Origin of the sequence: Curtobacterium sp. AB451 (assembly GCF_050585845.1) — a bacterium.
In the GTDB taxonomy this organism is placed as follows: Bacteria; Actinomycetota; Actinomycetes; order Actinomycetales; family Microbacteriaceae; genus Curtobacterium.
On sequence record NZ_JBOBQG010000002.1, the window covers coordinates 543,238 to 562,167 of the forward strand.

At 71.7% G+C, this 18,930-nt stretch carries 20 protein-coding genes and 1 tRNA gene; 14 read left to right on the forward strand and 7 right to left on the reverse strand.

From position 1 onward, the window contains the following. Positions 1-148: 148 nt before the first annotated feature. On the forward strand, positions 149-1,312 hold the full coding sequence (locus ACQXVK_RS06450) for a sensor histidine kinase (protein WP_022906625.1): 1,164 nt from the start codon (positions 149-151) through the stop codon (positions 1,310-1,312). Next, complete coding sequence (locus tag ACQXVK_RS06455) at positions 1,309-1,989, forward strand: response regulator transcription factor (RefSeq protein ID WP_022906624.1); 681 nt, start codon at positions 1,309-1,311, stop codon at positions 1,987-1,989. Before ACQXVK_RS06450 ends, ACQXVK_RS06455 begins: the two co-directional genes overlap by 4 nt. A gap of 87 nt (positions 1,990-2,076) precedes the next feature. Here ACQXVK_RS06455 and ACQXVK_RS06460 read toward each other — a convergent pair whose 3' ends face one another. After that, a complete protein-coding gene (locus ACQXVK_RS06460; RefSeq protein ID WP_022906623.1) occupies positions 2,077-2,667 on the reverse strand; it encodes a hypothetical protein in 591 nt (196 codons plus the stop codon). A gap of 157 nt (positions 2,668-2,824) precedes the next feature. On the opposite strand from ACQXVK_RS06460, the gene ACQXVK_RS06465 reads away from it, so the two are divergent. From ACQXVK_RS06465 to rlmB, 4 genes are all read left to right on the forward strand, one after another. Next, positions 2,825-3,307 (forward strand): CarD family transcriptional regulator, encoded by a 483-nt coding sequence (locus ACQXVK_RS06465; RefSeq protein ID WP_017888066.1) that lies wholly within the window; start codon positions 2,825-2,827, stop codon positions 3,305-3,307. Positions 3,308-3,356: 49 nt separating this feature from the next. Continuing rightward, positions 3,357-4,532, forward strand: coding sequence for a 2-C-methyl-D-erythritol 2,4-cyclodiphosphate synthase (gene ispF, locus ACQXVK_RS06470; protein WP_430853057.1), 1,176 nt, complete (start codon positions 3,357-3,359; stop codon positions 4,530-4,532). A 63-nt stretch (positions 4,533-4,595) separates the two neighbouring features. Continuing rightward, positions 4,596-6,005 carry a cysteine--tRNA ligase gene (cysS, locus tag ACQXVK_RS06475; RefSeq protein WP_430853058.1) on the forward strand — a complete coding sequence of 470 codons (1,410 nt, stop codon included), beginning with the start codon at positions 4,596-4,598 and terminating at the stop codon, positions 6,003-6,005. A gap of 28 nt (positions 6,006-6,033) precedes the next feature. Next, positions 6,034-7,044 carry a 23S rRNA (guanosine(2251)-2'-O)-methyltransferase RlmB gene (gene rlmB, locus ACQXVK_RS06480; RefSeq protein WP_022906620.1) on the forward strand — a complete coding sequence of 337 codons (1,011 nt, stop codon included), beginning with the start codon at positions 6,034-6,036 and terminating at the stop codon, positions 7,042-7,044. A 174-nt stretch (positions 7,045-7,218) separates the two neighbouring features. On the opposite strand, the gene ACQXVK_RS06485 is transcribed toward rlmB, so the two are convergent. Next, a complete protein-coding gene (locus tag ACQXVK_RS06485; RefSeq protein ID WP_402267045.1) occupies positions 7,219-8,520 on the reverse strand; it encodes a DUF4032 domain-containing protein in 1,302 nt (433 codons plus the stop codon). 82 nt (positions 8,521-8,602) lie between these two features. Beyond that, positions 8,603-9,703 carry an ABC transporter ATP-binding protein gene (locus ACQXVK_RS06490; protein WP_022906618.1) on the reverse strand — a complete coding sequence of 367 codons (1,101 nt, stop codon included), beginning with the start codon at positions 9,701-9,703 and terminating at the stop codon, positions 8,603-8,605. A gap of 242 nt (positions 9,704-9,945) precedes the next feature. Here ACQXVK_RS06490 and ACQXVK_RS06495 point away from each other — a divergent pair, with 242 nt between their 5' ends. After that, positions 9,946-10,884, forward strand: a complete 939-nt coding sequence (locus ACQXVK_RS06495; RefSeq protein WP_430853059.1) for a DsbA family protein — start codon at positions 9,946-9,948, stop codon at positions 10,882-10,884. A 16-nt stretch (positions 10,885-10,900) separates the two neighbouring features. Here the strand turns inward: ACQXVK_RS06495 and ypfJ are convergent, their stop codons facing one another. Beyond that, positions 10,901-11,794 carry a KPN_02809 family neutral zinc metallopeptidase gene (ypfJ, locus tag ACQXVK_RS06500; RefSeq protein ID WP_430853060.1) on the reverse strand — a complete coding sequence of 298 codons (894 nt, stop codon included), beginning with the start codon at positions 11,792-11,794 and terminating at the stop codon, positions 10,901-10,903. 59 nt (positions 11,795-11,853) lie between these two features. Here ypfJ and ACQXVK_RS06505 point away from each other — a divergent pair, with 59 nt between their 5' ends. Continuing rightward, positions 11,854-12,795, forward strand: coding sequence for a 2-deoxy-5-keto-D-gluconate 6-phosphate aldolase domain-containing protein (locus ACQXVK_RS06505; protein ID WP_430853061.1), 942 nt, complete (start codon positions 11,854-11,856; stop codon positions 12,793-12,795). A gap of 4 nt (positions 12,796-12,799) precedes the next feature. On the opposite strand, the gene ACQXVK_RS06510 is transcribed toward ACQXVK_RS06505, so the two are convergent. Next, positions 12,800-13,564 (reverse strand): NAD(P)H-hydrate epimerase, encoded by a 765-nt coding sequence (locus ACQXVK_RS06510; protein ID WP_430853062.1) that lies wholly within the window; start codon positions 13,562-13,564, stop codon positions 12,800-12,802. Between the two features lie 34 nt (positions 13,565-13,598). On the opposite strand from ACQXVK_RS06510, the gene ACQXVK_RS06515 reads away from it, so the two are divergent. Beyond that, on the forward strand, positions 13,599-14,399 hold the full coding sequence (locus ACQXVK_RS06515) for an alpha/beta fold hydrolase (protein ID WP_430853063.1): 801 nt from the start codon (positions 13,599-13,601) through the stop codon (positions 14,397-14,399). Positions 14,400-14,452: 53 nt separating this feature from the next. Then, positions 14,453-15,484 (forward strand): aldo/keto reductase, encoded by a 1,032-nt coding sequence (locus tag ACQXVK_RS06520; protein ID WP_022906612.1) that lies wholly within the window; start codon positions 14,453-14,455, stop codon positions 15,482-15,484. Between the two features lie 187 nt (positions 15,485-15,671). Here the strand turns inward: ACQXVK_RS06520 and ACQXVK_RS06525 are convergent. After that, a tRNA-Thr gene (locus ACQXVK_RS06525) sits at positions 15,672-15,744 on the reverse strand. Between the two features lie 58 nt (positions 15,745-15,802). Next, entirely contained in the window at positions 15,803-16,207 is a 405-nt protein-coding gene (gene msrB, locus ACQXVK_RS06530; RefSeq protein WP_022906611.1) for a peptide-methionine (R)-S-oxide reductase MsrB, read from the reverse strand. An 81-nt stretch (positions 16,208-16,288) separates the two neighbouring features. Here msrB and ACQXVK_RS06535 point away from each other — a divergent pair, with 81 nt between their 5' ends. The 4 genes from ACQXVK_RS06535 to ACQXVK_RS06550 all read left to right on the forward strand — a co-directional run bounded on the left by ACQXVK_RS06535 (position 16,289) and on the right by ACQXVK_RS06550 (position 18,849). Continuing rightward, positions 16,289-16,777 carry a GNAT family N-acetyltransferase gene (locus tag ACQXVK_RS06535; protein WP_022906610.1) on the forward strand — a complete coding sequence of 163 codons (489 nt, stop codon included), beginning with the start codon at positions 16,289-16,291 and terminating at the stop codon, positions 16,775-16,777. Continuing rightward, positions 16,777-17,847 (forward strand): DUF2332 family protein, encoded by a 1,071-nt coding sequence (locus tag ACQXVK_RS06540; RefSeq protein ID WP_430853064.1) that lies wholly within the window; start codon positions 16,777-16,779, stop codon positions 17,845-17,847. Before ACQXVK_RS06535 ends, ACQXVK_RS06540 begins: the two co-directional genes overlap by 1 nt. 94 nt (positions 17,848-17,941) lie before the next feature. Next, positions 17,942-18,271 (forward strand): DUF3263 domain-containing protein, encoded by a 330-nt coding sequence (locus ACQXVK_RS06545; protein ID WP_022906608.1) that lies wholly within the window; start codon positions 17,942-17,944, stop codon positions 18,269-18,271. Continuing rightward, positions 18,268-18,849, forward strand: a complete 582-nt coding sequence (locus ACQXVK_RS06550; protein WP_402267066.1) for a LytR C-terminal domain-containing protein — start codon at positions 18,268-18,270, stop codon at positions 18,847-18,849. The genes ACQXVK_RS06545 and ACQXVK_RS06550 overlap by 4 nt, the downstream gene beginning before the upstream one ends. Positions 18,850-18,930 lie beyond the last annotated feature (81 nt).

The window sequence follows — 18,930 nt, forward strand, 5'->3', positions numbered from 1 at the left end:
ACCTCTCTCTGCGTACCGGTCGAGTGTCGTCAGGTCAGGTGAACGAACGGTGACGTCCGGCTGAACGCTTCGCGATCCGGACCGGGAACCACGCCGGACGCGGGTGAACGGGGTCGGAACCGCGTGTGACCATCCCTACACTGACGGCATGGACAACGCGTGGCTGGTGCCACTGTCGATGCTCCTCGGCGGGGTCTTCGGAGCGGGCGTCGTGGTGCTGATCATCACCGCCGAGCGCACGGCTCGTGCTGCCGACGTGGCGGAACGCACCCTGCCCGACGGCGTCGCCGCGGTCATCGCCACGATGCACAACCCGGCCGTGGTGGTCGACCCCTCGAACACGGTCGTCGCGGCGTCGCCGCAGGCGCTCACGGTCGGGCTGGTCGTGCGGCGCAAGCTCGTGCACCGGGAACTCGTCGACCTCGTCGACCGGGTGCGCCGGAGCGGTGAGATGAGCGCCGAGGACCTCGAGCTCCCGCGTCGGAACAGCGACCAGATCGGCTACCTCAGCTTCCGCGCGGCGCAGCTCGGCAACCGCTACGTGCTCGTCACCGCCGACGACCTCACCGAGACCCGGCGCATCGACGAGGTCCGGCGGGACTTCGTCGCGAACATCTCGCACGAGCTGAAGACCCCGATCGGTGCGATCGGCCTGCTCTCCGAGACCCTCGTCGCCGCGGCCGACGAACCGCAGCACGTCCGGAAGTTCGCCGCGCAGCTCGTCACCGAGTCGGAACGGCTGGCCGCCCTCACGAAGGACATCATCGAGCTGTCCCGCCTGCAGTCCGTCGACACGCTCGAGAACAGCGAGGAGACGTCGATCGACCGCATCGTGCAGGCCGCGGTCGACGCGAACGAGATCGTCGCCCGCGCACGGGACATCGAACTCGTCCGGGCGAAGAAGTCGAAGCTGCGCGTGATGGGCGACCCCGCCCTGCTGCAGATCGCGGTGTCGAACCTCATCGCCAACGCGGTCAAGTACTCGCCGGACCACACCCGCGTCGGCGTCGGCGTCCGGTCGACCAAGGGGTTCGTCGAGATCGCGGTCACCGACCAGGGCGTCGGCATCCCCGAGGCGGACCTCGACCGGGTGTTCGAACGCTTCTACCGGGTCGACCCCGCCCGCTCCCGTGCCACGGGCGGCACAGGGCTCGGCCTCGCCATCGTGAAGCACGTCGTCGGCAACCACGGCGGGGACGTGCGCGTCTGGTCGCAGCCCGGCAAGGGCTCGACCTTCACCATCCGCCTCCCCGAGGCGGACCCCGAACTGACCACAGCACTCGAAGAGCAACTGGAAGAGCAGCCATCGTGACCAAGATCCTCATCGTCGACGACGAGCCGGCCCTGAGCGAGCCCCTGGAGTTCCTGCTGCAGCGCGAGGGGTACGACACCTCCGTCGCTGCGGACGGCGTGACCGCGCTGTCGAAGTTCGACGCGGAGAACCCCGACCTGGTGCTGCTCGACCTGATGCTGCCGGGGCTGTCCGGCACCGAGGTCTGCCGCCAGATCCGGACCCGGTCGAACATCCCGATCATCATGCTCACCGCGAAGGACTCCGAGGTGGACATCGTCGTCGGGCTGGAGCTCGGCGCCGACGACTACGTGACGAAGCCGTACTCGACCCGCGAGCTCCTCGCCCGCATCCGTGCCGTGCTGCGGCGCCGCACCGAGGACGACCCGGCGGACAGTGGCATCCTGCAGGTCGGGGGCATCCGGATGGACGTCGAACGGCACACCGTGGCGGTGGACGGCTCGGAGACGCCGATGCCGCTCAAGGAGTTCGAGCTCCTCGAACTGCTCCTCCGGAACGCCGGGCGCGTGCTCACCCGTGGGCAGCTCATCGACCGGGTATGGGGGTCGGACTACTTCGGCGACACCAAGACGCTCGACGTGCACATCAAGCGCATCCGGTCGAAGATCGAGCGCGTCCCGAGCGCCCCGGAGATCCTGGTGACGGTCCGCGGGCTCGGCTACCGCATCGAGGGCTGACGCGACGCGTCGCGTCGGCTGACGCACTGGAGGCGCGGTGCCGGTCCCAGGGACCGGCACCGCGCCTCCAGTGCGTGCGGCGGGTGCCTACTTGCCGGTGGCGTCGTCCGACGGCGTGGCCTCGGGCGTCTCGACCGGCAGGGTAATCTCGCTGGTCGGCTCCGGCGAGGAGGTCGGCGCGAGGGTCGCGTACTCCTCCTGCTGGCTCGTCAGCACCGGGACGCTCGCCGAGACGCCCTCGGCGCCCGAGTACGAGAAGTAGACCTTGACGAGGGAGCCCGGCTTGGTGTCGGCGTCGTCGAAGACGACCTCGCGCGATTCGCCGGCGGCGGTGCCCTGCGTGGTGCCGTTGTCGTTCTGGGTCGACGTGGTGGCCTGCTCGGAGGGCTCGGCGGCACCGCCGAGGTCGATGTGCGTGTTCGCCGGGACGGTCACGGTCTGGGTGTCGCCCCCGACCTCGATCGAGAGCGTCACCTCGCCACCGTTGTTCACGAGCGTGCCGACGAAGCGGGCGCCCTCGGAGTCGTCGGCGATGAGGAGGGCGTTGCGGATGTCGACCTTGCCCGTGGTGACGTTGACGCCGTCGGTGATCTGCTTGATCTCGGCCGTCTGTGCGGGCGACATGAACTCGCAGCCGGTGGCGCCGAGCGCGATGGTTGCCGCAACGGCGACGGACACGAGTACCCGAGCTCGCAAGAGATTCCTCCGGAAGATCACGATGTGGACCGGACGGTCCGGATCCATCCTACCGATGAGCGCGGGTGCCAGGTGTCACGAGCCCATTACCCGAACAACGCTTGTGGTAAACTGGGTGTCTCGGAACGGAGCCTGATACATGCAATTCGAGGTCGGCGAGACCGTCGTCTACCCCCATCACGGGGCGGCAACCATCTCTGAAGTCAAGACGCGCGTCATCAAGGGTGAGGAAAAGGTCTACCTGAAGTTGCGGGTCACCCAAGGTGACCTGACGATCGAGGTCCCGGCGGACAACGTCGACCTGGTCGGGGTCCGTGACGTGATCGGCAAGGAAGGCCTCGACAAGGTGTTCGAGGTCCTGCGTGCCCCCTTCACCGAAGAGCCCACCAACTGGTCGCGCCGGTACAAGGCGAACCTCGAGAAGCTCGCTTCCGGCGACGTCATCAAGGTGTCCGAGGTCGTCCGCGACCTCTGGCGTCGCGACCAGGACCGTGGCCTGTCCGCGGGTGAGAAGCGGATGCTGGCCAAGGCGCGCCAGATCCTCATCTCCGAGCTGGCGCTGGCCGAGAAGACCGACGAGGACAAGGCATCGACCGTCCTCGACGAGGTCCTCGCCTCCTGAGCGCACCGAACCACTGAACACGACCCCGACCGTTCTGTTCCCCTCCGGGGTGGACAGGGCGGTCGTCGTCGTTGCGGCCGGTTCCGGCACCCGGCTCGGCATCGGGACGGCCAAGGCGTTCGTGCCGGTCGCCGGCACGCTGATGCTCGCGCGGGCGCTCGAGCCGCTGTTCGCCCTGCCGTCGCCGACGCTCGTCGTGGTGGTCGCGCCGGCGGCGCTCCTCGACGACTGCCGACAGCTGGTCGCGTCCGTCGCCGGGGCTGCGGTCGCGTACACGGCCGTCGTCCCCGGAGGCGCGGATCGCCATGCCTCGGTCGAGGCCGGCCTGGCCGTGCTGCCGGACACCGTCACCGCGGTGCTGGTGCACGACGCGGCGCGGTGCCTGACGCCGGCCGCCCAGTTCGAGCGGGTCTTCGACGCGGTGGCCGGATCGCTCGCTGCCGGTGCCGGTGCCGGGTTCGTCCCCGCGCTGCCCGTCACGGACACCGTCAAGCGCGTCGAGGGGGACGTCGTCGTCGAGACGGTCGACCGCGCGGCGCTCGTCGGGGTGCAGACCCCGCAGGGCTTCCCGCTCGGAGCGCTCCGGCGGGCGTACGCGGTGTCCGAGCGCGCCGAGACCGACGACGCCGGGGTGTTCCAGGCCGCCGGTGGCACGGTGCGGTCCGTCCCGGGCGACGCCGACGCCTTCAAGATCACCACGGCGTGGGACCTCGGCCGCGCCGAGTCGATCGTCCGCGCCCGCAGCAGTGCGCCCGTGCACACCCGGGTCGGCCTCGGGGTGGACGTGCACGCGTTCGACGACGCCTCACCGTGCCGGGTGGGGCTGCTCGACTTCCCCGGCGAGCCCGGGCTCTCCGGCCACAGCGACGGGGACGCGGTCGCGCACGCGGTCTGCGACGCCCTGCTCTCGGCGGGCGGACTCGGCGACATCGGCGGAACGTTCGGCACGTCGGACCCCGCCTACGCCGGTGCGTCCGGTGACGTCTTCGTCCGGGGCGCGGTCGCGATGCTGGCGTCCGCCGGACTCGTCCCCGTGTCGGTCACCGTGCAGGTCATCGGGAACCGCCCGCGCATCGGCGCCCGACGCACCGAGATGCAGGACGCCCTCGGGGCCGTCGTCGGAGCCCCGGTCGCGGTCTCCGGCACCACGACCGACGGTCTCGGCTTCACCGGGCGCGGCGAGGGGCTCGCCGCGATCGCGACGGCCGTCGTCCGGGCGGCATGACGTCCGTCGTCGGGCGGCATGACGTCCGTCGTCCGGGCGGCCTGACGTCCTAGGCTTGGGGGCGTGACCGTTCGCCTCTACGACTCCCGCGCCGCTGCCGTCGTCGACCTCGTCCCGCTGGTCGACGGACAGGTGAGCATGTACGTGTGCGGTCCGACCGTGCAGTCGTCGCCGCACATCGGGCACCTCCGTTCCGCCCTCGTGTACGACATCTGGCGCCGCTGGCTCACCCACCGCGGCCTGCACGTCACGCTCGTGCGGAACGTCACGGACATCGACGACAAGGTGCTCGACCTGGCCGCCGGCACCGACGAGCCGTGGTTCGCGCGGGCCTACCGCGTCGAGCTCGAGTTCACGGCCGCGTACAACGCGCTCGGCATCCTGCCCCCGACGTACGAGCCGCGGGCGACCGCGAGCGTGCCGCAGATGCACGACATCATCGCCAGGCTCATCGACCGCGGGCACGCCTACGCCGCCGCCGACGGCTCGGGCGACGTCTACTTCGACACCGGCAGCTGGGCGTCCTACGGTGCGCTCACCCGGCAGCGCCGCGAGGACATGGTCGAGGCCGCCGACGCCGACCCCCGCGGCAAGCGCGACCCCCGGGACTTCGCGCTCTGGAAGGGCGCCAAGCCGGGTGAGCCGTCGACCGCGAACTGGGACTCGCCCTGGGGACCCGGCCGACCGGGGTGGCACATCGAGTGCTCGGCGATGTCCCGCCGGTACCTCGGCCCGGCGTTCGACATCCACGGCGGTGGTCTCGACCTGCGCTTCCCGCACCACGAGAACGAGCTCGCGCAGTCCACGGCTGCGGGGGACGCGTTCGCGTCCTACTGGCTGCACAACGGGCTCGTGACCGTCGAGGGGCAGAAGATGTCGAAGTCGCTCGGCAACTCGATCTTCGCCGCCGACTTCCTCGGGTCCGCTCGGCCCGTGGTCGTCCGGTACTTCCTCGGCGCCGCGCACTACCGCTCGTCGATCGACCACCACGACGGCTCCCTGGCCGAGGCCGAGGCGGCGCTCGACCGCATCGACGGCTTCCTGGCACGGGCCGCCGCACGGCTCGAGGGCGTCCACCTGGCCGTCGCCCCGGGTGTGCCCGATGCCTTCGCTGCGGCGATGGACGACGACCTCTCGGTGCCACAGGCCCTCGCCGTGCTGCACGAGACCGTGCGCGCCGGGAACGCCGCCCTGGACGCGGACGATGCGGAAGCGCTCGGAACCGCGTACCATCAGGTGGCTGCGATGGTGGAAGTGCTCGGCATCGACCCGCGAGCCGCCCACTGGTCGGGCGGCGGCCACGACGCATCGGCCGCACCGCTCGCAGCACTCGTCGAACGCCTCGTGCAGGAGCGCGCCGACGCCAGGGCGGCACGCGACTTCGCCACGGCCGACCGCGTGCGCGACGACCTCGCATCCGCGGGCATCACGATCGAAGACACCGCAGCAGGTACACGCTGGAGCATCGCCTGACAACGGCAGTGCCGGACAGGAGAGAGCAATGAAGAACGTCTCGGGCAGCAAGAAGGGACGGCCGGGCGCCGTCCGCTCAGGCCGCAAGGGCAACAAGCAGGTCGGCTCCGGCGGCCAGGGCGCACAGGCGCTCGAGGGTCGCAAGCCGACCCCGAAGGCCGAGGACCGTCCGTACCACCCCGCCGGCAAGCGCAAGGCCGCGAAGGAGCGCTTCGAGGCAGCCCGTGGGCGCCACGGCGCGTCGAGCTCGCAGCAGCAGCGCTCCGGCCGCCCGCCGCAGCGCAAGACCGACGACTCCGAGCTGGTCACCGGCCGCAACTCGGTGCTCGAGGCCCTGCGCACGAAGACCCCCTCGACGACGCTCTACATCGCCGCCCGCATCGAGGTGGACGACCGCGTCAAGGAGATCCTCGCGCTCGCCAACCACCGCGGCGTCCCGATCATGGAGATCATGCGTCCGGAGCTCGACCGCATCACCGGGCACGACAGCGTGCACCAGGGCGTCGCGCTCAAGGTCCCCGCGTACGAGTACGCCGTGGCCGAGGACGTCGTCGAGCGGGCGTTCGCGAAGGACGAGGTCCCGCTGCTCGTCGCCCTCGACGGCATCACCGACCCGCGCAACCTCGGCGCGATCATCCGCTCCACCGCGGCGTTCGGCGGCCACGGTGTCGTCGTTCCGCAGCGCCGGTCCGTCGGCGTGACCGCGTCGGCGTGGAAGACCAGCGCCGGTGCCGCCGCCCGCACGCCCGTGGCGATGGCCCCGAACCTCACGCAGACGCTCAAGTCGCTCAAGTCGATGGGCCTGTTCGTGCTCGGCCTCGACGGCGACGGTGACGTGGAACTCGACGGCCTCGCGCTCGCCGACCGACCGATCGTGATCGTCGTCGGGTCCGAGGGCAAGGGGCTGTCGCGCCTGGTCACCGAGACCTGCGACGCGATCGTCTCGATCCCGATCTCGAGCGCGACGGAGTCCCTCAACGCGGGCATCGCCGCGAGTGTCACCCTGTGGGAGGTCGCCCGGCGCCGTCGCGCCGAGTAGCCGCGCACGTCCGACGCCCCGCGATCGTCCGGCGAGCGTGCAGGACACGCCGTCTGCGCGACGTCCGTCGGGCAGGATCTGCCGCTCGGGTCGCACGAACGTGACAGAGAAGGCCCGCTCGCGGAATCGCGAGCGGGCCTTCCGCGTCTGCGCGGCGCGAGGAGCGGGCGCGCGTCAGACGCCGGCGCGCCAGTCCTCGACGTCCTCGGACTCCGCCGCGTCGTCGACGACCGGGATCGGCAGCGTCATCGAGGACGTCGGCGGGTTGATGAGCAGCCGCTCGTCGCGGCGGTGCCGGAGCACGTCGTTGATGTACGCGGTCGTGGCCTCGGGGAGCGACACCGACCGCTCCTCTTCCTGGGACATGAACCAGCGGTGCTCGAGCAGTTCGTGGAACACCTCGGCCGGCTCGAGCCGCCCGCGCAGGTCGCGCGGGATCGAGCGGATCACCGGCTCGAACACCCGCGAGACCCACTCGTGCGCCACCATCTCCTCGTCGAGGAGGTCGCGGCCGTTGCGCGCCCGGTACGAGTCGAGGTCGTTGAGGAGCCGTCGCGCCTGGTTCTCGCCGGCGTCGAGGCCGGTCAGACGAAGCAGCCGTCGCTGGTGGTGGCCGGCGTCGACGACCTTGGGCTGGATGCGGACCTGCGATCCACCCTCGGTCGTGTGGATCGACAGCTCCTCGATGTCGAAGCCGAGCGCGTTGAGGCGTTCGACCCGGTCGTTGATGCGCCAGCGCTCCCGGACGTCGAACTGCTCGGTGCCGGTGAGTTCCTTCCAGAGCGTCCGGTACTGCGCGACGATCCGGTTCGAGACGTCCACGGCGTCGGCGTTCTCGTCGAGGCGGCCGCCGGCCTCGAGGTCGAGGAGCTCGCCGGCGATGTTCACGCGCGCGACCTCGAGGTCGTTCTCCCGCTGCCCGTTCGACAGGCCGCCGGGGTAGAGCTTGCCGGTCTCGGCGTCCACGAGGTACGCGGCGAAGGCTCCGGCGTCGCGCCGGAACAGCGTGTTCGAGAGCGAGACGTCGCCCCAGTAGAAGCCGATGACGTGCAGCCGGACGAGCAGGAGCGCGAGGGCGTCGACCAGGCGGGTGGCGGTCTCGGGTCGGAGCGTCTGCGAGTACAGGGCGCGGTACGGCAGCGAGAAGCGCAGGTGCCGGGTGACGAGGACGGGGTGCAGGGCCTCGCCGTCGGCGCTGACCCGGTTCGTGATCACCGCGACGGGGTCGACGCACGGCACGTCCATGCGCTGCAGCGTGCGGAGCATCTCGTACTCCGAGCGCGCCACCTCTTCACCGGTCTCCTTCACGGCGACGACGTACCCGCCGAGCTGCACGAACCGGACGAGGTGCCGGGAGATGCCCTTCGGGAGCGCGACGATCGTGGAGTCCGGCCAGTCGGCCAGCGGGAGGTCCCACGGCAGGTCGAGGAGTCCGGGGTCGACGGTGGCGGCGGTGATGGACATCGAGTCGGGCACGGTTGGTTCCTCTGGTACGTGTGCGACGGACGGGAGGCGCGGTGCCAGCTGGCACCGCGCCTCCTGTTGGGACCTTCCAGCGTTACGCGCTGACGACGGCCTTGTCGTCGAGGCGTTCGCCCGACTCGGTGTCGAATGCGTGCACGTGGCCCTGCTTCGGCGTGACGACGATCGTGTCACCGATCGACGGGTGCGAACGCCCGTCGACGCGGGCGACGATGTCGACGCGCGACCCGTTGACGTCGGCGTGACCGTAGAGGTAGCCGTCGGCGCCGAGCTCCTCGACCACGTCGACCGTGACCGGCAGGCCCTCGCCCGACTGCGCCACGACGACGTCCTCGGGGCGGATGCCGACGGTGATCTGACCGGAACGCGCGTTCGAGAGCGTGTCGCGGTCGATCGGGTGGTTGAGCGTGCCGAACTTGATGCCGCCCTCGACCACGTCGGCCGGCAGGAGGTTCATGGCCGGCGAGCCGATGAAGCCGGCGACGAACACGTTGTTCGGCTTCTCGTAGAGGTCGCGCGGCGAGCCGACCTGCTGCAGGATGCCGTCCTTGAGCACCGCGATGCGGTCACCCATGGTGAGGGCCTCGGTCTGGTCGTGCGTGACGTAGACCGTGGTGACACCGAGACGACGCTGCAGCGAGGCGATCTGGGTGCGCGTCTGGACGCGGAGCTTGGCGTCGAGGTTCGACAGCGGCTCGTCCATGAGGAACACCTGCGGCTGACGGACGATCGCGCGGCCCATCGCGACGCGCTGACGCTGACCACCGGAGAGCGCCTTCGGCTTGCGGCCGAGGTACTGCTCGAGGTCGAGGAGCTTGGCGGCTTCCTGCACGCGGGTGGCGCGCTCGTCCTTGCCGACGCCGGCGATCTTGAGCGCGAAGCCCATGTTCTCGGCGACGGTCATGTGCGGGTACAGCGCGTAGTTCTGGAACACCATCGCGATGTCGCGGTCCTTCGGCGGGACGTCCGTGACGTCGCGGTCGCCGATGCGGATCGCGCCGGAGTTGACCTCTTCGAGGCCGGCGAGCATGCGCAGGGAGGTGGACTTGCCGCAGCCCGAGGGGCCGACGAGGACGAGGAACTCGCCGTCGGCGACGTCCAGGTCGAGGGAGTCGACCGCGGGACGGTTGCCTCCGGGGTAGAGACGGGTTGCCTTGTCATAGGTGACGGACGCCATGAGCGTTCGGTCCTTCCTTCACCGGCAGGTACGTGCCGGACGATCCGAGTGAAGCGGTTGCCCGTGGGGGCCCCGGATGGTCGCCGTCGACCATCGAGGTTCATACAACACGATCTCTCCCGGGAACGCCAGCGTTCACACCTGGTTGGGTGGTTCCCACCGGGCCCCGGTACGATCGGCGGGTCCGTCCGGCCCGCGGGGGAGGCCGTCCGGACGACGATCAACGTGAGGACACTCGACGCATGACCAACCGCCCCGAGGGTGACGCCCGCGCCGCGCGGAACGAACGACGCGAAGCCGCCCGACAGCGCGCCCAGCGTGCCCGTACCCAGCAGAAGCGCCGCCAGCGCGGACTCCGACTCGGCCTGCAGATCGGCATCGGTGCCGTCCTGCTCGCCGCCGCGACGGTCGTGACCCTCGTGCTCGTCGACTCGGTGCAGCCTGCCGGCCCCGGCCCGGCGAACACGTCGCAGGGCGGCATCACCATCGGGCAGGACCTCAAGGCGGTCACGCCGACGTCCGGGTCGCCCGCCCCGACCTCGACCGACGCCGCCGGTTCCGTGCGCATCACGATGTACATCGACTACCTCTGCCCGATCTGCGGCCAGTTCGAGGACGCGAACGGCGAGTACATCCAGAACCTCGTCGACTCCGGGGCCGCGACCGTCGACATCCACCCGATCGCGATCCTGTCGAACCGGTCGCAGGGCACGAAGTACTCGCTCCGTGCCGCCAACGCCGCCGCCTGCGTCGCCGACAACTCGCCGGACCAGTTCTTCGCCGTCAACCAGGCGCTGTTCGCGAAGCAGCCGGAGGAGGGCACCGCCGGCCTCACCGACGCGCAGCTGACCAAGGTCGTCACGGGTGTCGACGGCGTGCAGAAGCGCTCCGCGATCACGAAGTGCATCGCGGACCAGACGTACAGCAAGTGGATCGACGAACGGACCACCGCGGTGACGAGCGGCGACATCCCCGGCTCGTCGCTCCAGGAGTTCCCGGGCACGCCCCTCGTGCTCGTGAACGGGCAGCGCTACGAGCTCACGTCACCGATCACGAACGACGACTTCCGGACGTTCGTGGTGACGGCGGCCGGCGCGACCGACGCGACGCCGACCCCGACGCCGACGCCGAGCGCCACCCCGACCGCGTCCCGGACGCCGAGCGCCACCCCGTCGAACTGAGCGGGTCCGGCCCGGCCTACAGGGACGAACCCGGCACGCTGAACGTGTCGCACGCCGTGGCGCCGCGCTGGTAGCCGCGCAGGAACCAGTTCTGCCGCTGCTCGCTCGACCCGTGCGTGAACGAGTCCGGGTCCACCCGGCCGCTCGACCGTTCCTGGATGCTGTCGTCGCCGACGGCACTCGCGGCGGACAGGGCGTCCTCGACCTGGCTCCGGGTGATCGGTTCGAAGAAGGTCCGGCCGTCCGCGTCCTTCGTGGTCGCGGCGTCGCCGACCCACGCACCCGCGTAGCAGTCCGCCTGCAGTTCGACGCGGACGCTGCCGGACGACGCCCCGGTCCCGGAGCGGTCGGTGTTCGCGAAGGTGCCCTGGAGCTGCTGGACGTGGTGGCCCCACTCGTGCGCGACGACGTACATCTGGGCGAGCGGACCACCGGACGAGCCGTACGTCGACTGCAGGTCGTCGTAGAAGGCGGTGTCGAGGTAGATCGCCCGGTCCGGCGGGCAGTAGAACGGACCGGTCGACGCCGACGCCTGCCCGCACCCGGTGCTCGTCGACCCGTCGAACAGGACGAACCCGGGGGTCGTGTAGGAGATGCCGAGCTTCCGCGACTCGGCCGTCCAGTAGCCGTCGAGCGACTCGGCGGCACCCTCCATGCGGCACTCGATCTGCAGGTTCGCGTCACGACCGGTCCGGCACTCGGCGGCCGCGTCGACGGTCCCGCCCTCCTGCTGGATCTGCGTCGTCCCACCGCCCCCGTCGATGAACCCCGTCAGGTCGACGCCGGTGAACTGTGCGATGAGGAACACGACGATGGCGCCGACACCGACCGCTCCACCGCCGATCGCAGCGCCGCGCCCGCGCCGCGTGACCTTGCCGCCCTGCAGCTTGGAGTCGTCGTTGAACGTCATGCCCCGAATGTACGGATGCCCGGGACATCGTGCCCGGGGTGGCGAGTAGACCGGAGGACATGCCCGTCCTCGACGAATCACACCCCCTGTTCCTCTTCGCGATGGACCAGCGGTCCTCGCTCCTCGAGCACACCTACGACGAGTCCGGCGGGGAGCCGCGGGACGAACCAGAGGCCGAGCGCGTGTGCGCCGGCAAGCAGCTCGTGTACCGCGGCGTCCTCACGGCGCTCGCCGCCGGGGCCGCCCGTGACCGCACCGGCGTCCTCGTCGACGAGCGCTACGGCGCCGACGTCGCCCGGCTCGCCAAGGAGGCCGGCCTCCAGCTCGCGATGCCGATCGAGCGGTCGGGCCGCGAGTGGTTCGAACTCGAGTACGGCGACGACTGGACCGCCCACGTGGACGCGTTCGACCCGGACTGGGTGAAGGTGCTCGTCCGGGACAACCCCGACTTCGACGCGGACCGCCGGGAGCGGCAGGCGTCCGACCTCGCCCGGGTCGCCGCGACGCTGCACGACGCGGGGCGGCCCTTCCTGGTCGAGCTGCTCGTACCGGCCACCGACGAGCAGCGGGCGTCGGTCGAGGACTACGACCGCGACCTCCGCCCGGACCTCGTCGTCCAGGTCGTCGAGTACCTGCAGGACCACGGCGTCGAGGCGGACGTGTGGAAGCTCGAGGGCCTCGACACGCGCGCGGACGCCGAGCGCGTCGTCCGGACCGTCCGTCGGGACGGCCGCGACCGGGTGCAGTGCATCGTCCTCGGTCGGGACGCCCCCGCGGAGCAGCTCGACCATTGGCTGCGGACCGCCGCGCCGGTGGACGGGTTCGTCGGGTTCGCGATCGGTCGCAGCAACTGGGAGGAACCGCTCGACGACGTCGTCCGCGAGCACCTCGACACCGAGGCGGCCGAGGGGCTCATCGCCGCGAACTACCGGCACTTCGTCGACACCTGGCTCGAGGCGCGTCCCGACGTCGAGCACGGCGTGGACGCCGGCGGGGTCTGAACCGTCAGGTGCGGACCAGCGGCTCCACGGCCTGCAGGTCCGCACCGATCCCGACGTCGACCAGCTCGATCCGACCGGCGAGCGTCGCGCCCGGTCCGCGGAGGAGCCCGGCCTTCACCCCGCCGAACGTCACCGTGACGTCCGCCTGCAGCACGTGGTCGTCCGCGATCGCTCCGGTGTCGACGTCGATCCCGCTCGGCACGTCGACGGCGACCACGAACGGTGCGCGCTGGTCCCGTGCGAGCTGCCGGACCGCCGCCACGACCTCGCGCGCCGGGGAGCGGAGGGCCGCGGCACCCCGCACGCCGATCCCCAGGATCCCGTCGAGCACCAGGTCGGCGTCGAGCGCGGCGTCGGTCGCGACCGCCGCCGGACCACGGTCGCCCCAGCGGGCGACGGCGGCGAGCACGTCCGCCGCCGGGCGGGCCTGCCCCGGCGCACCCGACGGGTCGTCCACGAGCCGGGCGCCGGCGTCCAGCGCCGCTGCCAGGCCGGCCGCGTGGACCCGCGAGCCGACGCGCAGGACGGTGACGCGCCTCCCGTCCGCCGCCAGGCGTGCACCCGCGAACAGGGCGTCACCGCCGTTGTCGCCGCTGCCCACCAGCAGCAGGACCGACCCCGGGCCGTCTCCCGGACGCACGGCCGGGTCGTCGAGCAGGTCCCCGACGATCCGGGCCAGCCCGTCCGCCGCACGCTGCATGAGGGGTTCACCCGCGTCGAGGTGCGGCCGCTCCGCCGCCCGGATCTGATCGCCGCCGTAGCCGTTCATGCCGACCACCCTGCGCCGGTAGCCTGGAGGGGACATGTCACTCGTCCCCGAAGCGCCCCGTCCCCGCGTCGTGATGTCACCCGACGGGCTGAAGATCGCGACCTACGACTTCGGCGACCCCGAGGCACCTGCGGTCGTCGCCGTGCACGGGTTCGCCTCCGGGGCGCTGCTGAACTGGCACGCCGCCGGCTGGACGCGCGACCTCGTCCGGTCCGGCCACCGCGTCGTCGCCCTCGACCAGCGCGGGCACGGTGCCTCGTCGAAGCCGCGCGACCCGTCCGCGTACTCGATGGACCTGCTCGTGGCCGACGTCACCGCCGTGATCGACACCTACCTGCTCGACGACGTCGCGTTCCTCGGGTACTCGCTCGGCGCCCGCGTCGGCTGGCACACGGCCGAACGACTGCCGGACCGCATCACCCGCGCGGTGTTCGGCGGCATCCCGGACGCCGACCCGATGCGCCGCGTGCGCGTCGACCAGGCCAAGGCGTACCTCGCCGACGGCACGCCGATCGAGGACCGCGTGACGAACGGCTACCTCACGATGGCCGGGAACGTCGACGGGAACGACCTCGGCGCGCTCGTGGCGATGGTCGAGGGGATGCGCGACAGCATCGAACCGACGCCCGGGAACGCCCCCGCGCAGCCGGTGCTCATGGCCGCCGGCAGCGAGGACGGCATCAAGGACAGCGCCGTCCGGCTCGCGGCGGCCGCGCCCGACGCGTCCTTCTTCGAGATCCCGGGGCGGAACCACTTCAATGCGCCGACCTCCCGGGCCTTCCGGGACGCCGCGATCGCGTTCCTGACGGACCCGGACGTGTCCGCCGCGCGCTGAGGGGTACTCGCAGGTCCTCGCGGGCACGATCGGCCGCGCGTACCGTCCCGGCCATGGACTACAGACTCCTCGGCAACAGCGGGACATCGGTGTCGACGCTGACCCTCGGCACCATGACGTTCGGCAGCGAAGCCGACGAACCCACCTCGCACACCATCATCGACACGTTCGTCGCCGCGGGCGGCACGCTCGTCGACACGGCGGACGTGTACTCCGGCAACGAGTCGGAGCGCATCATCGGCCGGTGGCTCGCCGCGCACCCCACCGAGGCGCAGCAGGTCGTCCTCGCGACCAAGGGGCGCTTCCCGCAGGGCGACGGGCCGAACGACCTCGGACTGTCCCGCCGTCACCTGCGGGTGGCGCTCGACGCGTCGCTCGAGCGGCTCGGCGTCGACCACATCGACCTGTACCAGATGCACGCCTGGGACGCGCTCACCCCGATCGAGGAGACCCTGCGCTTCCTCGACGACGCCGTGGCGGCCGGCAAGATCGGCACCTACGGGTTCTCGAACTACCTCGGGTACCAGATCACGAAGGCCGTGTACGAGGCGAAGGCGCACGGGTGGGCTCCGCCCGTGACCCTGCAGCCGCAGTACAACCTGCTCGTGCGCGACATCGAGCACGAGATCGTCCCGGCCTGCCTCGACGCCGGCATCGGTCTGCTCCCGTGGTCGCCCCTCGCCGGAGGCTGGCTCTCCGGCAAGTACCAGCGCGACGAGGCCCCCACCGGCGCGACGCGCCTCGGCGAGAACCCGTCGCGCGGCATGGAGGCGTGGGAGGCCCGGAACGGCGACGAGCGCACCTGGGCCGTCCTCGACGCGGTGTCCGACATCGCCGACGCGCACGGTGCCTCGCGGTCGCAGGTGTCCCTGGCCTGGCTGCTCGCCCGACCGGCGGTGACGAGCGTCATCCTCGGCGCCCGCACCGTCTCGCAGCTCGAGGACAACCTCGGCGCCGCCGACCTCGTGCTCGACGACGCCGAGCTCGCCCGGCTCACCGAGGTCAGCGCCCCGCGCATCGACGACTACCCGTACGGCACCGCCGGCGTCGCCCAGCGGGAGCGGAAGATCACCGGCGGGCGCTGAGCGTCCTCCGAGGAACGCGTGCGGCTTCCCGCGAGCTTGACGACGGGTGTGGACACTGCGTCGTCACCGGTGCAACGATCGCTGGAACGACCGGCTGGTTACCGTGTCGAGCGCTCGGAACGCCCCTGATCCGCGTCCCGACGCGCCGAAGGCCCCGGGTGCATCCACCCGGGGCCTTCGTCGTCGGGGCCGGCAGCGGGACTCGAACCCGCAACCCCCGTATTACAAGTACGGTGCGCTACCAATTGCGCCATGCCGGCTGACGCGCCCATCCTAGCGGCGGACGCGTCGGGCCTCACCCGCGGAGCGGCGCGTGCCTCACTCGCTCTTCTCGGAGAAGTTCAGCGAGATCGAGTTCATGCAGTAGCGGTCACCCGTCGGCGTGCCGAACCCGTCGGGGAACACGTGGCCGAGGTGCGAGCCGCAGTTGGCGCAGCGGACCTCGGTGCGGGCCATGCCGAGGGAGTTGTCCTCGAGGAGCTGCACCGCGTCGGGGTCGACCGACTCGTAGAACGACGGCCAGCCGCAGCCGGAGTCGAACTTCGTGCCGCTCTTGAACAGCTCCGCGCCGCACGCCGCACAGGTGTAGACGCCGGCGCGCTCCTCGTCGAGGAGCTCACCCGTCCACGGGCGCTCCGTCCCGGCCTGCCGGAGGACGGCGTACTGGTCCGGGGAGAGCTCCTCGCGCCACTGGGCGTCGGACTTGTCGACGTTGTATGCCATTGCTTCCTCCTGCTCTCGTCGCCGTTGCCGGACGACCACTTCGGGCCGTTGTCGGACGACCACTTCGGTAAACTCCAGACGATGTCCGAACATTCCGTGCACCACGCCCGTTGGGACCGTCTCACGACGGACGAACTGTACGGCATCGTGGTGCTCCGGAACCGCGTGTTCGCACTCGAACAACGCGTGACGGCCGAGGACTTCGACGGCCGTGACCGCGAACCGGACACCGAGCACTGGTGGTTCGGCACCGACGACGATGCGGTTGGGTACCTGCGGCTCATCCGTCCGGCTGCCGACGAGGTGCACCCCGACGGTGCCGCGGCGCCCGCCTGGGTGATCGGGCGGGTCGCCACCGACCCCGCGCACCGCGGGAGCGGGATCGCCGGTCGACTCGTCGCCGCGGTGCTCGACGCCCACGGACACGAGCCGTTCGTGCTGCACGCCCAGGAGTACGTCGCCGGGCTCTACGAACGCCACGGCTTCAGCCGCTTCGGGGAGCCGTACGACGAGGCCGGCATCCGGCACGTCGGCATGCACCGCCCCGGTGTCACCCCGACCGAGCGCTGATGGACACCCGCGCCCGGTACGCCGCCTACGCGGACCGCATCGCTCCGACGTCGCCGACGTACGCCGCGTGGGCGCGTTCGCTCGACGACGGGGTGGTCGCCGCGCTCGCCGAGGTCCCGGAGTCGAAGCGGCAGCCGGAGCTCCTCTTCGCGGTCGCCCGCCGCCTGGGTGCGGACCCGGCCGACGCCGGTGCGCTCCGCACGCTGGTCCGGGAGGCGCGACCCGCCCTGGTCTCGGCCCTCGCCTCCGCAACGGTGCAGGCGAACGACCCGCGACGCCTCGCCCCGGTGGTTCCCCTCTTCGCGGCGCTCGCCGCGCGGGTCGGCGGCCCGCTCGGCCTCGTCGACGCCGGTGCGGCGGCGGGCCTCTGCTCGATCCCGGACCGGGTGACGCTCGACTACGTCGTCCGCACCGACACCGATCGCGCCCTGCGGCGAACCGTGCACCCCGGAACGACGGGGCGCGGGGTCCGACCGGGGACGCGGACCGCGGTCGTCCGGATGCACACCGCGCCCGTGGAACCCGCCCTGCACCTCGTCGCCGAGGCCCGCGGGGCCGTGCCGGCTCCGGCAGCGGGTCCGATCGACGTCCGGGCGCGTGTCGCCCTCGACCCGAACCCGATCGACCTGGCTCGACCCGGGGCGTTCGACCGGCTCGTCGAGGCCGTCCCGCCCGAGGCGACGGACCGCACCGCCCTGATGCGCGAGGCGCGGCGCGCGACGCTCGCCGTGCCTCCCGTCCGCATCCGGGGCTCCCTGCCGGGCGACCTCGACCGTGCACTCGACGCCCTGCCGGACGACGTCACCCCGGTCGTCCTGACCACCGGGACCCTCGTGTACGTCCCCGGGGTGGACCGCCAGCGCGTCGTCGACCGCATGCGTGAACGCGGCGTGCACTGGATCGCGCTGGAACGTACGGGGATCCTCGCCGGGGTCGCCCGGACCCTGCCGGACGACGTCGACCCCGCCGATCCGGACGCGTTCGCGACCGCGTCGCTCGACGGTGTGGCCGCGGCCGTCTCCGATCCCTTCGGGGTCCGCGTCCGGTGGCTCGCCGACCCGAACCTGTGACCGGTCTTCGCGACAGTCCAGCGGCGTGCCAGGGTCCGGATGCCCTCCACCCCTACGATGTGCGAGACCCGCCCTGACCGCGATCGGAACCGCAGTGACCGCCACACCCGCCCACGAGCGCAGCGCTGACCAGCTCAGCGCCGACCCGCTCAGCGAGCTCGCGAGGCACGTGCTCGCGTTCGAGCAGGAGCGGGCGCGGCACGACCGCACGAAGGAAGCGGAGATCCGGGTCGAGTTCGACATGTCGCCGGCTCGGTACTACCAGGTGCTGAACCGCGTGATCGACTCGCCGGCGGCGCTCGCGTACGACCCGCAGCTGGTCTCCCGGCTGCAGCGGCTCCGGTACGCGCGCACCAGTGCCCGGGCAGCGCGCACCTTCGTCGCGCCCGGCCCCGCACCCGAAGGACGTGAAGAGGAACGATGACGACGAGATACCCCCGAGACCGGTTCGACGACGTCGCCGACGGCCCGCGGGTCGGGGCGCACCGTGGGGCGCAGCGGCGGGGACGCGGCTGGATCGCGTTCGCGTGGGCGGCCCTCGCCACCGGTGTCATCGTCGCGATCGGCGTCGGGGCGCTCGCGCTGCTGAACGGCACCTACTCGTTCGACAGCGCCGGATCGCCGTCCGCGTCGGCCTCGGCGTCGGCGTCCGCCTCGGCGAAGCCGTCGGCGTCCGCGTCCTCCCCGGCGTCCCAGGCCCCGGCGGCGGCGACCCCGGCCGACCAGGGTGCGACGACGCTCGTCGTGCTGAACGGCACGTCGACGACCGGCCTCGCGGCGAAGGGCAGTGCGGCGCTGACCGCTGCCGGGTGGAAGGTGACCTCGACCGGTGACGCCGGCACGACCGGGACCACCGCGACGATCGTCTACTACCAGCAGGCGGCGCAGGCCACCCTGGCCCAGGGGATCGCGAAGTCGCTCGGGGTGACGGCCGTGCAGCAGTCGGCGGCGTTCCCGAACGCGGACATCAGCGTGGTGCTCGGCGCGGACTACGCCGGCTGATCGGTCCGGACGCATTCCGTCGGTCCCGACGCATTCCTGGGTGCGTTCTCCGGACGATTGATCGTGCATTTGTGACGAGTG